Below are 11,974 nucleotides of genomic sequence, written 5' to 3'. Positions count from 1 at the left end.
CACAGGTACAAGCACAGAAGAGGAAGGCGTCATGGAGAAGAGCGAGACCCGGCGTGCGGCAACCCCGCCGACTCATGACGCTGGCCCGTCGGCCGGTCTCGACCCCGTCGCGCTCCAGGCGGCGCTGGACGAGGTGCACCGCGCGGGCATGCCGGGGGTGTTCGCCGAGGTGGGCGACGGGGACGGGACCTGGCGCGGCGCCTCGGGCGTCGCCGATCCGGAGACCGGCCGTCCCGTCGGCCCGGAGCTGCGGCACCGCGTCGGCAGCGTCACCAAGACCTTCACCGCCGCCGCGGTCATGCGGGAGGCCGAGCGGGGACGGATCGGGCTGGACGCGCCGATCGGCGATCAGCTGCCGGAGTCGGTGCCGGGGGAGCGCGGCAGCAGGATCACGGTCCGGATGCTGCTCAACCACACGAGCGGCCTCCCCGAGTACCTGCCGTACGCGTTCCCCTCGCTCCAGGGCTTCCCCTCCTCGCCCGACCTCTCGGGGAAGAGCCTGGAGGAGAACCGGTACCGCACGTTCCGCCCGGCCGAGCTGATCGGGATGGGCGTCGAGGCGCCTCCCGCGAGCGAGCCCGGCGCCCCCGAGGGGACGTACTCCAACACCAACTATCTGCTCCTGGGCCGGCTCCTGGAGCACGTCACCGGCACACCCGCCGAGGAGCACATCACCCGCACCGTCATCCGCCCCGCCGGGCTCCGGCACACCGCCTTCCCGGCCGGGACGGAGATCGAGGGCCCGCACTCGCGGATCTACGAGGCGCTGTACGGACTGATCGACCCGCCCCGCGACTTCAGCGTCTGCGACATGTCCTGGGCGGGCACGGGCGCCGCCCTCGTCTCGACGATGTCCGATCTCAACCGTTTCTACGGCAAGTTGCTCGACGGCGAGATCGTCTCGCCCGCCTCGCTGGCGCAGATGCAGCGCACGGTCCCGGTCCGCACCCAGGAGGGGACGAAGACGATCGAGTACGGACTGGGCCTGCACCGCGTCGAGATGCCGGGCGGCGGCACCTTCTGGGGTCACGACGGCACGGTGTGGGGCGCTGGAACGCAGTCCCTGATCAGCGCCGACGGTCGACGGCGCTTCTCCGTCGCGGTGAACCTCACCCGGTGGAACAAGCCGGACTCCTCCGGCAGACCGCGGCCCCACCCGATCGACGACGCGCTGAAGGCGCTGTACGAGCGGGCGGCGGGCGCCGAAGCGTAGGTGGTCACGGTCGCCGTATCTGCACGGGTTCCAGGAGGACCAGGGCGTGGGCCTGCTCCAGCACCTCGTCCACGGCGCGGACGAAGAGGCGCAGGCGCTCCGCGTCGTCCACGATCACGAGCGCGCAGGGCCCCTCCGTCCGCAGACGCCCGGAGAAGCCGCGGAAGACGCTGGCCCCGGCGAGCCCGTCCCGGCGGGCGCGGTGGACGAGTTCTGCGTACGCGGGGCGGTGGTGCCAGAGGCAGGAGCCGTCCAGGTGGATGGTCAGCCGCGCGGAGGAGCCGTCCCGAGGCATCGCCCACCCCCTGTCTGCCGGGACCGACGTTAGCGCCGGACGCCGGGGCCGGACAGGGCTCGCGGAGAGGGTGCGTCACACCTCGGGGGCCGGTCGGTCCGAGAGCAGTTCGGCGATCAGCGTCTCGACATGGGACCGGATCTCGTCCCGGATGGGGCGTACGGCTTCCACGCCCTGCCCGGCGGGGTCATCGAGCTGCCAGTCGAGGTAGCGCTTCCCGGGGAAGGCGGGGCAGACGTCGCCGCAGCCCATGGTCACGCACACGTCGGACGCCCGGACCGCGTCGGTGGTCAGTACCTTCGGGGTCTCGGCGGCGATGTCGACGCCGACCTCGCGCATGGCCTCGGCCACGGCCGGATTCACGGAGTCGGCGGGGGCCGACCCGGCCGAGCGGACCTCGATCCGGTCCCCGGCGAGGTGGGAGAGCCAGGCGGCTGCCATCTGGGAGCGGCCCGCGTTGTGCACGCAGACGAAGAGGACGGAGGGTTTCCGGGGCACGGCGGTCGCCTCTCGTGTCAGTGGGCGCTGGCATCAGTCTTGAATGATGTGACAGTATCAGCGCATGATGATGTCAGCCAAGACTGAAGTGATTCCGGTTCCGGAGGGCGCCGACCTCATCCGGGTCATCGCGGACCCGCTGCGGTACGAGATCGTGACGCTGCTCGCGCGCGAGACGCTGTGCACCACGCACCTGGTCGAGGAGACGGGAGCGCGGCAGACGAACCTCTCCAATCACCTGCGGGTGCTGCGCGAGGCGGGCGTCGTCGACACCGAGCCCTGCGGCCGGTTCACGTACTACAGGCTGCGGCCCGAGGTGCTGACGTCGCTGGCCGGAGCATTTGCCGAACTGGCCGAGACCGCGCGGGAGACCGTCGCCACCGACCGGAAGAGGCCGTGCCCGTGAGCAAGACGGAACCGGCTACGGACGCCGGGCCGGATACGGGGTCCGGTGTCGCCCGGCAGCTCTCCACCCTGGACCGTTATTTGGCGGTGTGGATCCTGGTGGCCATGGCCGTCGGGCTCGGGCTCGGCCGGGCGATCCCCGGGCTGAACGGCGTGCTGTCCAAGGTCGAGATCGGCGGCGTCTCGCTGCCGATCGCGCTCGGCCTGCTGGTCATGATGTACCCGGTGCTGGCCAAGGTCCGTTACGACCGGCTGGACGCCGTCACCGGAGACCGCAAGCTGATGGCCTCCTCGCTGGTGGTCAACTGGCTGATCGGTCCGGCCGTGATGTTCGCGCTGGCCTGGATCTTCCTCCCCGATCTGCCCGAGTACCGCACCGGCTTGATCATCGTCGGCCTCGCCCGCTGCATCGCGATGGTCATCATCTGGAACGACCTCGCCTGCGGCGACCGCGAGGCGGCGGCCGTGCTCGTCGCGCTCAACTCCGTCTTCCAGGTCGTCGCCTTCGGCCTGCTCGGCTGGTTCTACCTCGACCTGCTCCCGGGCTGGCTGGGCCTGGGGGACGGGCAGCACCTGGACATCTCCATGGGGAAGATCGCGCTCAACGTCGTCATCTTCCTGGGCATCCCGCTGCTCGCCGGGTTCCTCACGCGCCGTATCGGCGAGAAGAAGCTCGGCACCGAGGCGTACGAGAACCGTTTCCTTCCGAGGGTCGGCCCGTTCGCGCTCTACGGGCTGCTGTTCACGATCGTCATCCTCTTCGCCCTCCAGGGGAAGACGATCACCTCGCAGCCGCTGGACGTCGCCCGCATCGCCCTGCCGCTGCTCGTGTACTTCGCCGTGATGTGGTGCGGCACCTTCGCCCTGGGCAAGGCCATCGGGCTGGCCTACGACCGTACGGCCACGCTCGCGTTCACCGCGGCGGGCAACAACTTCGAGCTGGCCATCGCCGTCGCCATCGCCACCTTCGGCGTCACCAGCGGCCAGGCGCTGTCGGGTGTGGTCGGCCCGTTGATCGAGGTCCCGGTCCTCATCGCGCTCGTGTACGTCTCGCTGGCGTGGCGCCGCAAGTTCAGCGCGAGGGAGCCGCGGTAGCGGCCTCGGCGCGGCGGTGGACGTGCAGGGCGAGGACGGCGAGCAGGGCGACTTCGCAGCCGAGGAGGAGGCGTTCGATCAGGCCGATCAGTTCGCGGCCGCCGAGGCCCGCGGAGCAGGCCATGAGCGCGGCTCCGGCCAGGGCGGCGCAGGACAGGGCGCGCAGGCGGCGGGCGGTCGTGCGGTCCGTGCCGGTGACGGGGGCGGCGTCGAACCTGCGGGCGAGGAGGAGTCCGGCGACGGGGAGCGCGGCGAACGCCGCGACGGAGGCGTACCGGTGGACGTGACCGGGCCCGCTCAAGTGCGTGGTCAGCGGATCGGTCGGTACGACGGCGGCGAGGACGAGCCCCAGCCCCCAGACCGCCAGCAGGGCGCTCGGCGCGCCGCGTACGGACACCTGCCGTAGCCGCGCCCCCGCCAGCAGCGCCAGCGAGGCCAGGCCCAGCAGCGCCATGGTCGTCTCGATCGGACCGCCGCGGTCCAGGGCCGCGAAGTCGCTGACCGTCAGGGCGAACGGGCTCAGCCCGGGATCCGTGTCCATGGGGGACCACAGGGCCGCGTTCACGGCCAGGGCGATGGCGATCAGGACGGCGGGGGCGAGATGCCGGGTGAGGGGACGGAGTGCCGGAGGCGTCATGGCGTCATCCTCGGACCGGGCGCGGCACGGCGGCACCGGGGCCGTCCCGGAGCCGTCCCTGACCCCCGCCCCTGACCCGTCTCGGGGACGGGTGCCCCCATTCGTACCCGTACCGCGGCGTCCGGCTCGGATGCCTCGCCGGACGACCCCACCTCAGTTCATTGTTCTCTGAATTCAGGAAGATGTGTACTGTCGGCGGCATGCTCACCGTCGCCACCGACATCGACGTGCTCGCCCGGTTCGGCCGGGCGCTGGCCGATCCGATCCGTTGCCGGATTCTGCTCGCGCTGCGGGAGGCGCCCGCGTATCCGTCCGACCTCGCCGACGCGCTGGAGATCTCCCGTACCCGGCTGTCGAACCATCTGGCGTGTCTGCGGGACTGCGGCCTGGCCGTCGCCGTGCCCGACGGCCGCCGTACGCGGTACGAGCTCGCCGACGAGCGCCTCGGGCACGCGCTGGACGACCTGCGTGCCGCCGTGGTGGCCGTGGCCGCCGAGACCACCTGCCCCGACGCGGCCGAGAAGGAGTGCTGCTGAGTGGCCGCGCTCGACCTCGGGCCCGGTCCGGCCCGGCGTGACGTGCTCACCCGCCGGATACGGCTGCTGGTCGCCGCCACCCTCACGTACAACGTCGTCGAGGCCGTCGTCGCCCTCACCGCGGGCTCGCTGGCCTCCTCCAGCGCGCTGATCGGCTTCGGGCTGGACTCCCTCATCGAGGTCTCGTCCGCCGCCGCGGTGGCCTGGCAGTTCTCCGCCCGCGACCATGCCGTGCGCGAGGCCAGGGAGAAGCGGGCGCTGCGGATCGTCGCCGTCTCCTTCCTCGCCCTCGCCGCCTACGTCGCCGTCGATTCGGTACGGGCGCTGACCGGGCCCGGCGAGGCCGGGCACTCCACGCCGGGGATCGTTCTCGCCGCGCTCTCCCTGGCGGTCATGCCGTTCCTGTCCGCCGCCCAGCGCCGGGCGGGTCGTGAACTCGGCTCGGCCACGGCCGTCGCCGACTCCCAGCAGACCTTGCTGTGCACGTACTTGTCGGCGGTCGTGCTCGTCGGGCTCCTCGCCAACAGCCTCTTCGGCTGGACCTGGGCCGACCCCCTCGCCGCCCTGGTCGTCGCCGCCCTGGCGCTCAAGGAGGGCCGGAACGCCTGGCGCGGCAAGGGCTGCTGCGCCCCGGCCTCAGCCTCCGTCGCCGAGGCGGACGCGTGCGGCTGCGGTCCAGGATGCACGTGCCGCGCCCCCGCGACGGGGGCCGCGGGGTGACCCGTGGGTGCCCTGTGCCCTGTGCCGTGGCTGCTGGGCAGGGGGTGCCCCTGCCCGTGTGCCGCAGGCTGCGGGTTGTGGGTGGTTGCTCGCGCAGTTCCCCGCGCCCCTGACGGGGCGCTCCGAGGAGCGCCCTCAAGGGGCGCGGGGAACTGCGCGACAAGCCACGACGACAGCCGCAGCCTGCAAGGCACCACACGGGGCAGCCCCTGCCCAGCCCTGAGACGAGGGCAGCCATGATCCGCCGGAGCGAGAGGATCAGGGGATCAGTGGGTGATCGCGCTCATCCGGGCCAGTACGCCAGGGGCGACGCGGTAGTAGACCCACGTCCCGCGCCGCTCGGAGAGGACGAGGCCCGCGTCGCGGAGTTTCTTGAGGTGGTGGGAGACGGTGGGCTGGCCGACGCCGAGGTCGCCGAGGTCGCAGACGCAGATCTCGCCGTCGGGGTGCGCGGCGACCCGGTTGAAGAGCCGGACCCGGACCGGTTCGCCGAGGGCCTTGAACATCGTGGCCATCGTCTGCGCGTCCTGCTCGGACAGGTCCGGCGCCGTCAGCGGGGGGCAGCAGGGAGCGGCCGGGGCCTCGGACGCCTCGTCCGTGCGGTCTGTCAGCTTCGCCATGGGTCAATATTGACATCTGTCGATGCAGAGTGCCAGGCTCGGTATCCGTTGAATCGATGCATGTCGAATCAAGGAAAGGGACCTTCCATGGCCACCCAGCAGCACCCCGCTCTCCCCCTGTCCCTCCCCGTCGCCGTCATCGGCGCCGGGCCGGTCGGCCTGGCCGCCGCGGCCTCCCTGCTGGAACGCGGCATCGAGCCGCTGGTCCTGGAGGCCGGACCGCAGGCGGGTACGGCCGTACGGGAGTGGGGGCACGTGCGGCTCTTCTCGACCTGGGACGAGGTGATCGCGCCCGCCGCCGAGAAGCTGCTCGCGCCGGGCGGTTGGGAGCGGCCCGACGGGCGTACGTACCCCTCGGGCGCCGACTGGGCCGAGCGCTACCTCCAGCCGCTCGCCGACGCGCTGGGGGAGCGGGTGCGGTACGGCGTACGGGTCACCGGCGTCTCCCGCGCCGGGCGCGACCGCGTCGTGGACGCGGGGCGCGAGGAGCAGCCCTTCGTCCTCCGCCTGACCGCGAAGGACGGCACCGAGGGTCAGATCCTCGCCCGCGCGGTCGTCGACGCCTCCGGCACCTGGTCCAGCCCAGGCCCGCTCGGCGGCGACGGCCTCCCCGCCCTCGGGGAGCGTGCGGCGTCCGACAGGATCACCTACCGCATCCCGGACCTGAACGACCCGGCCGTACGCGCCCGTTACGCGGGCCGCCGTACCGCCGTCGTCGGCTCCGGCGCCTCCGCGTTCACCGTGCTGGCAGCCCTCGCCGCCCTCGCCGAGGACGAACCCGGCACGCACGCCGCCTGGGTGCTGCGGCGCGGCATCGGCAGCGACACCTTCGGCGGCGGCGAGGCCGACCAGCTCCCCGCGCGCGGCGCGCTCGGGCTGCGCGCGAAGGCCGCCGTCGAGGCCGGACACGCCACCGCCACCACCGGCTTCCGCACCCAGGCGATCGAACGCGACGAAGACGGGCGGCTCGCCCTGGTCGCCGATGACGGGCGCCGCCTCGAACCCGTCGACGAGATCATCGCGCTCACCGGCCTGCGCCCCGACCTGACATTCCTGGACGAGCTGCGCCTCGGCCTCGACGCCCGCCTCCAGGCCCCCGCCGCCGTGGCGCCCCTCATCGACCCCAACGTCCACTCCTGCGGCACCGTCTACCCGCACGGCGCCAAGGAGCTGGCCCACCCCGAGCCGCACGTGTACCTGCTGGGTATGAAGAGCTACGGCCGCGCGCCCACCTTCCTCGCCATGACCGGCTACGAGCAGGCCCGCTCCGTCGCCGCCGCGCTCGCCGGGGACCACGAGGCCGCGGCCCGCGTCGAACTCGTCCTCGCCGAGACCGGCGTGTGCGGCGGCTCCGGCCTCTACGACGAACCCGACGGCGGATCCGACGGCGGATCCGACGGCGGATCCGACGGCGAGGGCTGCTGTGCGGCGCCGGGGCCGCAGGCGGTTAATGTCACCGGGTATGGAGGTTGATGCCGCGCACGAGCGAGACCTGGCCGGATTCCTCGCGCTGGCCGCACAGGTCGAGCACTGGTTCGGCCCGATGGTCGACGAGCCGGGTTTCCACGAGGCCGTACGGGCGCACGTCCGCCGGTCCAGCGCGCTCGTCGTCCGTTCGCGGCCGGGCCGCCCGGAACTGCTCGGCGCACTGCTGTTCGGGGCCGAGCCGCCGACGTACCACGTGCACTGGCTCGTCGTCGCGGAGGCGGGGCGCGGGCGGGGCGTGGGGCGGGCGCTGCTGGCGGAGGCGGCCCGGAGGTTCGTACGGGAGCCCGGCGTCATCGAGGTCGTCACCTTCGGGGCCGACCACCCGGGCGCCGTCGCCAGCGGCGCGCGCGTGTTCTACGAGCGCCTCGGGTTCGCCCCGGCAGAGCCCACCGACCCGGGACCGGAGGGCGGTTCGCGCCAGATCTACCGCCGGACCGTGGACGCCGACTCCGCCGTCCCGCTGAGTGAGGCCTGGCGCTACGGTCGTGCCCCGTGACAGACGACCTGACTGCGACCCCTCAGCCCTCGACCCACCACCGCGCGACCGCCGACGCCTACGACGCCGTCGCCATGCTCTACGCCGATCTCGCCCGGGACTCCCTCGGCGGCCTCCCCCTGGACCGTGCCCTGCTCGCCGCGTTCGCGGACTCCGTACGGGACGCCGGGGGCGGGCCCGTGGCGGAGCTGGGGTGCGGGCCCGGATATCTGACCGCGCATCTGCGGGGTCTGGGGCTGGACGCGTTCGGGATCGACCTGTCACCGGCGATGATCGGCCTCGCCCGTGAGGCGTACCCCGAGCTGCGCTTCGAGGTCGGCTCGATGGACGCGCTCGACGTACCCGACGGCACGCTGAGCGGCGTCGTGTCCTGGTACTCGGTCATCCATGCCGCGCCGGAGGACGTGGCGGCGTACGTCGCCGAGTTCCGCCGCGTCCTGGCTCCGGGCGGCCAGCTGCTGCTCGCCTTCTTCGAGTCCGAGGGCGGCCCCCTGGTGGAGTTCGACCACAAGGTGACGACGGCGTACCGGTGGCCCGTCGACGCGCTGGCCGGGCTGGCGGGCGAGGCCGGGTTCACCGAGACCGGCCGCATGCTGCGCGAGCCCCTGGAAGGCGAACGGTTCCGGCGCGGCCATCTGCTGATGCGGCTGGCTCCGCAGGGGTAACCCGGGGGCGGTACAGCCGCCCTCCGATCCGGTTCTCCAGGGTGTCGGCCGCTCCTCCGCCGCTCCCTAGCGTGAGTGCTCCGGGCCACGGCCGGGCCAACGCCCGCGCCGTGGCCGGAGCGTGAGCGCGAGCGTGAGGAGACGCCGATGAAGAGGAAGAGCAGCCGCGCGTGGGCCGTGGTGGTCGCGGCCCTGGCGATGGCGGGGAGCCTGTGCGTCCCCGCGGCGCAGGCGGGGGCGGGCGCCGGGGAACCGCCCCGGCTCGCCGAGCCCGGCGGGCACCACGCGGTGGGGAGGTCCACGCTGCACCTGGTGGACCGGGACCGCGCCGACCCGTGGGTGCCCGGCGAGCGCCGGGAGTTGATGGTCACCGTCTGGTACCCGGCGAGGAAGCCCTCCGGCACCCCCGCCCCGTACATGACGGAGGCGGAGTCCAAGAAGTACCTGGAGGCCAACGAGGTCCCGCTGCCACCGGAGACCATGAGCCGGGTCCGTACGCACGCGACCGTCGACGCGCCCCCGGAGGCCGGGCCGAAGACCGGCCCCAAGGACCGTGCGGGGCGGCCCGTCGTGCTGCTCTCCCCGGGGTACGGGATGCCGCGCGCCACGCTCACCGGGCTCGCGGAGGAGCTGGCCAGCAGGGGGTACGTGGTGGCGGGGGTCGGGCACAACCACGAGGCGTGGGGGATCACCTTCCCCGACGGGCACACCACCGGCTGCGACATGTGCGACGACCCCGATCCGTACGCCAGGACCGGGGACGCGCGTGCCGCCGACATGTCGCTCGTGCTGGACGCGCTCGCCGACGGCGCCCCCGGGTGGCGGCACCGCGGGCTGGCCGACACCGACCGCGTCGCGATGGTCGGCCACTCGGCGGGGGGCTTCAGCACGATTCCGGCCATGCTGGCGGATCCCCGTATCAAGGCGGGGGTCAACATGGACGGCAACTTCCGCTATCCCAACGACGTTCCGCTGAACCGGCCGATGCTGATGCTGGGCCAGCCCACCCACGTACCCGGCGACCCCGACGACCCGTCCTGGGACGAGACGTGGCGTGAACTGACCGGCTGGAAGCGGTGGCTGAGCATCGACGGCACGGAGCACGGCTCGTTCACCGACAACGCGCCGCTCGGGAAGCAGGTCGGGCTCCCGATGCAGGACCTCGACGGCGACCGCTGCGACACACTGACCCGCGCCTACGTGACGGCCTTCGTGGACCGTCATCTGCGCGGCCGTCCCGCGCCCCTGCTGGACGGCCCGTCGCCGCGCTACCCGGAGGTGCGGTTCCACCGGCCGTAACGGTGGCCAGGGGCGGCCGGAGACCGCGCCGACCAGGCATCTTCTACACTCCTGTAGGTTTTCGCCGTCGGTACGCGCGTCCGCCCGTCCGCCCCTCGCACCAGGAAGCACGATGCCCGAACCCGCAAGCCCCGTACCTCCGTTACCCGTGCGGCGCCGCCGCCGTCACCGTGCGTCGCAGCTGGCCGAGCGGTGCCGGAGGGTCACCGAGTCCGGCTGGTTCGGGGTGCTCGCCTTCGGGTTGATCCTGGGCAACGCGCTGCTGCTCGGCGTCGAGACGTACGCGGAGGCGCGGGGCCGCTGGCACGACGAACTGAAGGCCGTCGAGCACGTGTTCCTGGCGGCCTTCACCGCCGAGATCGTGCTGCGCCTGGCGGCCTGCGCGGACCGCCCGAAGGCGTTCTTCCGCGATCCGTGGAACGTCTTCGACCTCGGCGTCGTCCTGGTCGCCTATCTGCCGTTCGCCCGCGAGAACGCCACCGTGCTGCGCCTGTTGCGGCTCGCGCGGGTGCTGCGCGCCGCCCGGTTCCTGCCGCAGTTGCGCATCGTGCTCGTCGCCGTCGGCAAGAGCCTGCCCGGGACGCTGAGCTTCCTGCTCGTGGGCGCGCTGCTGCTGTACGTCTACGCGATGGCGGGCTGGGTCTTCTTCGCCGGGGGCGACCCCGAGCACTTCGGGTCCCTGGGCCGCGCCGGGCTCACGCTCTTCCTGCTGATGACGCTGGACGGGCTCGGCGACGCGGTCCGTACGGGGCTGGAGATCTCCCGCTGGAGCATCGTCTACTTCGCGTCCTACGTGCTGCTCAGCTCCTTCGTACTGGTCAACCTGCTCATCGGCGTCGTCATCAACTCCCTCGACGAGGCGCGGGAGGCCGACCGTGGGGACCACGGCGACCGTCGCGGCGCCGAGTACGGCGAGCACGGCAGCCGTGACGAGGTTCCGGGCGCGGACGTCCGTGCCCGGATCGATGCCGCCCGCCGCGCCCTGGACGCGCTGGAGCACGACCTCGCCTCCGCCACGATTGTCAGTCCGTCTCCTCCAGCCTCCGCAGGCGCTCCGTGTCGCACGTGCGGGGGCAGGTGACGCAGGCCTCGGCGGCGGCGAGCGTGTAGTACATGCAGCAGCCGAGGCGGGTGCGGGTGAGGTGGCTGCGGCCCTCGGTGCCGGGGAGTTCGCGGAAGGCGGCGCCGCCGGGGAACGGGCGTACGGGCTCGGGCAGGACGCGCGTCGCCTCCCCGGCGGCGTGCCGCTCCTCGCCGAGGACGCGGCCCACGTGCCAGATCGCGGAGACCAGGTCGTCGGAGACCATGCCCCACAGGGCGCGCGCTCCCCGGCGTACGCGGGGGCCGACGGCGGTGAGCAGGGGGCGTACGTGGTCGGCGACGGCGGAGCGCAACTCCGCGCGGAGCGCCTCCTCGTGGGCCACCACGCGGGCGCCGGGCGCGGAGGCCGCAGGGTCGTCGGGGAGGCAGGCGAAGTCCGTGCCGGGGACGATCTCCAGGACGTCCCCCGCGAGATCGAGGGCGACCTCGTGCGGGGCGAGGCGCGGGACGCGCCGTTCCAGGTACCAGGGGCCGCTGATCAGCAGGCTGACGGACCAGAGGTAGGTGTGCAGGGTGCGGGAGGCGGCGACGTCGTGCCGGGGCTCGTGCCCGTGGCGGGCGCGGACGCGGGCGGCCTCGGCCGCGATCCAGGCGTCCAGGACCTCCTCGTCGCGGGCCAGCGACGCGCCGTCCGGGCGGCCTTGGGGGTGCGCGTCGACGAGCCGCGCGTCCAGCGCCTCGCAGAGGGAGAGGACACGCCCGTACGTACGGGCGAGGGGTGCGGTCGGGCTGAGGGGCGGTGCGGGGGCGGCGGCCGTGGTCATCGGCGGTCTTCCCCGCGGGGCGCTGCGGCGCGTGGCACTGCGACTCCAAACGATCAAGTCGGTAAGGTGAGCCTTACCTTAACCCCTTGAAGGGGGTGGGTACGCACGCGGGCCGGGTGCGGCATGTCGGCGCGCCGCAGGG

Annotated in this window: 15 protein-coding genes; 10 read left to right on the top strand and 5 right to left on the bottom strand. The window is 73.2% G+C overall.

The genetic code is table 11. The annotated features are described in order from the left end of the window. Positions 1-31: 31 nt before the first annotated feature. Positions 32-1,213, top strand: a complete 1,182-nt coding sequence (locus tag ACGF3A_RS34805; protein ID WP_393734451.1) for a serine hydrolase domain-containing protein — start codon at positions 32-34, stop codon at positions 1,211-1,213. Between the two features lie 4 nt (positions 1,214-1,217). Here ACGF3A_RS34805 and ACGF3A_RS34800 read toward each other — a convergent pair whose 3' ends face one another. Together ACGF3A_RS34800 and ACGF3A_RS34795 are read right to left on the bottom strand one after the other, a co-directional pair. After that, positions 1,218-1,508: a DUF190 domain-containing protein gene (locus ACGF3A_RS34800; protein ID WP_393734450.1), complete on the bottom strand. Its 291-nt coding sequence runs from the start codon at positions 1,506-1,508 to the stop codon at positions 1,218-1,220. Between the two features lie 75 nt (positions 1,509-1,583). After that, positions 1,584-2,006 (bottom strand): arsenate reductase ArsC, encoded by a 423-nt coding sequence (locus tag ACGF3A_RS34795; RefSeq protein WP_393734449.1) that lies wholly within the window; start codon positions 2,004-2,006, stop codon positions 1,584-1,586. Positions 2,007-2,076: 70 nt separating this feature from the next. Here ACGF3A_RS34795 and ACGF3A_RS34790 point away from each other — a divergent pair, with 70 nt between their 5' ends. Continuing rightward, the gene (locus ACGF3A_RS34790) at positions 2,077-2,412 is read left to right on the top strand and encodes an ArsR/SmtB family transcription factor (RefSeq protein WP_393734667.1); all 336 of its coding nucleotides are present in this window, start codon (positions 2,077-2,079) and stop codon (positions 2,410-2,412) included. Beyond that, on the top strand, positions 2,409-3,506 hold the full coding sequence (arsB, locus tag ACGF3A_RS34785) for an ACR3 family arsenite efflux transporter (protein WP_393734448.1): 1,098 nt from the start codon (positions 2,409-2,411) through the stop codon (positions 3,504-3,506). Before ACGF3A_RS34790 ends, arsB begins: the two co-directional genes overlap by 4 nt. Here the strand turns inward: arsB and ACGF3A_RS34780 are convergent. Continuing rightward, the gene (locus ACGF3A_RS34780) at positions 3,484-4,143 is read right to left on the bottom strand and encodes a DUF998 domain-containing protein (protein WP_393734447.1); all 660 of its coding nucleotides are present in this window, start codon (positions 4,141-4,143) and stop codon (positions 3,484-3,486) included. The two genes, arsB and ACGF3A_RS34780, sit on opposite strands and share 23 nt — an antisense overlap. Positions 4,144-4,343: 200 nt before the next feature. Between ACGF3A_RS34780 and ACGF3A_RS34775 the strand changes: the two genes are divergently transcribed. Beyond that, a complete protein-coding gene (locus tag ACGF3A_RS34775; RefSeq protein WP_393734446.1) occupies positions 4,344-4,679 on the top strand; it encodes an ArsR/SmtB family transcription factor in 336 nt (111 codons plus the stop codon). Beyond that, entirely contained in the window at positions 4,680-5,399 is a 720-nt protein-coding gene (locus ACGF3A_RS34770) for a cation transporter (protein ID WP_393734445.1), read from the top strand. A 266-nt stretch (positions 5,400-5,665) separates the two neighbouring features. On the opposite strand, the gene ACGF3A_RS34765 is transcribed toward ACGF3A_RS34770, so the two are convergent. Beyond that, positions 5,666-6,019, bottom strand: a complete 354-nt coding sequence (locus ACGF3A_RS34765) for an ArsR/SmtB family transcription factor (protein WP_393734444.1) — start codon at positions 6,017-6,019, stop codon at positions 5,666-5,668. Positions 6,020-6,106: 87 nt separating this feature from the next. Between ACGF3A_RS34765 and ACGF3A_RS34760 the strand changes: the two genes are divergently transcribed. The 5 genes from ACGF3A_RS34760 to ACGF3A_RS34740 all read left to right on the top strand — a co-directional run bounded on the left by ACGF3A_RS34760 (position 6,107) and on the right by ACGF3A_RS34740 (position 11,048). After that, positions 6,107-7,492, top strand: coding sequence for an NAD(P)-binding domain-containing protein (locus tag ACGF3A_RS34760; protein ID WP_393734443.1), 1,386 nt, complete (start codon positions 6,107-6,109; stop codon positions 7,490-7,492). After that, the gene (locus tag ACGF3A_RS34755; RefSeq protein WP_393734442.1) at positions 7,482-8,003 is read left to right on the top strand and encodes a GNAT family N-acetyltransferase; all 522 of its coding nucleotides are present in this window, start codon (positions 7,482-7,484) and stop codon (positions 8,001-8,003) included. The genes ACGF3A_RS34760 and ACGF3A_RS34755 overlap by 11 nt, the downstream gene beginning before the upstream one ends. Positions 8,004-8,077: 74 nt before the next feature. Beyond that, the gene (locus ACGF3A_RS34750; protein ID WP_393734666.1) at positions 8,078-8,668 is read left to right on the top strand and encodes a class I SAM-dependent methyltransferase; all 591 of its coding nucleotides are present in this window, start codon (positions 8,078-8,080) and stop codon (positions 8,666-8,668) included. Positions 8,669-8,815: 147 nt separating this feature from the next. Beyond that, positions 8,816-9,967, top strand: coding sequence for an alpha/beta hydrolase family protein (locus ACGF3A_RS34745; RefSeq protein WP_393734441.1), 1,152 nt, complete (start codon positions 8,816-8,818; stop codon positions 9,965-9,967). A 112-nt stretch (positions 9,968-10,079) separates the two neighbouring features. Next, entirely contained in the window at positions 10,080-11,048 is a 969-nt protein-coding gene (locus tag ACGF3A_RS34740; protein WP_393734440.1) for an ion transporter, read from the top strand. On the opposite strand, the gene ACGF3A_RS34735 is transcribed toward ACGF3A_RS34740, so the two are convergent. Further along, entirely contained in the window at positions 10,990-11,832 is an 843-nt protein-coding gene (locus ACGF3A_RS34735; protein ID WP_393734439.1) for a (2Fe-2S)-binding protein, read from the bottom strand. The two genes, ACGF3A_RS34740 and ACGF3A_RS34735, sit on opposite strands and share 59 nt — an antisense overlap. Positions 11,833-11,974: the final 142 nt, after the last annotated feature.

The sequence above is a fragment of the Streptomyces sp. NPDC048172 genome (genome assembly GCF_043202595.1).
Classification (GTDB): Bacteria; Actinomycetota; Actinomycetes; order Streptomycetales; family Streptomycetaceae; genus Streptomyces.
This window is presented reverse-complemented; position numbering and strand designations above follow the sequence as displayed.

Coding starts and splice junctions, on each gene's coding strand:
- ACGF3A_RS34805 (WP_393734451.1), top strand. CDS start 32: ATGGAGAAGAGCGAGACCCGGCGTGCGGCAACCCCGCCGACTCATGAC.
- ACGF3A_RS34800 (WP_393734450.1), bottom strand. CDS start 1,508: ATGCCTCGGGACGGCTCCTCCGCGCGGCTGACCATCCACCTGGACGGC.
- ACGF3A_RS34790 (WP_393734667.1), top strand. CDS start 2,077: ATGTCAGCCAAGACTGAAGTGATTCCGGTTCCGGAGGGCGCCGACCTC.
- ACGF3A_RS34780 (WP_393734447.1), bottom strand. CDS start 4,143: ATGACGCCTCCGGCACTCCGTCCCCTCACCCGGCATCTCGCCCCCGCC.
- ACGF3A_RS34775 (WP_393734446.1), top strand. CDS start 4,344: ATGCTCACCGTCGCCACCGACATCGACGTGCTCGCCCGGTTCGGCCGG.
- ACGF3A_RS34765 (WP_393734444.1), bottom strand. CDS start 6,019: ATGGCGAAGCTGACAGACCGCACGGACGAGGCGTCCGAGGCCCCGGCC.
- ACGF3A_RS34760 (WP_393734443.1), top strand. CDS start 6,107: ATGGCCACCCAGCAGCACCCCGCTCTCCCCCTGTCCCTCCCCGTCGCC.
- ACGF3A_RS34755 (WP_393734442.1), top strand. CDS start 7,482: ATGGAGGTTGATGCCGCGCACGAGCGAGACCTGGCCGGATTCCTCGCG.
- ACGF3A_RS34750 (WP_393734666.1), top strand. CDS start 8,078: ATGCTCTACGCCGATCTCGCCCGGGACTCCCTCGGCGGCCTCCCCCTG.
- ACGF3A_RS34745 (WP_393734441.1), top strand. CDS start 8,816: ATGAAGAGGAAGAGCAGCCGCGCGTGGGCCGTGGTGGTCGCGGCCCTG.
- ACGF3A_RS34740 (WP_393734440.1), top strand. CDS start 10,080: ATGCCCGAACCCGCAAGCCCCGTACCTCCGTTACCCGTGCGGCGCCGC.
- ACGF3A_RS34735 (WP_393734439.1), bottom strand. CDS start 11,832: ATGACCACGGCCGCCGCCCCCGCACCGCCCCTCAGCCCGACCGCACCC.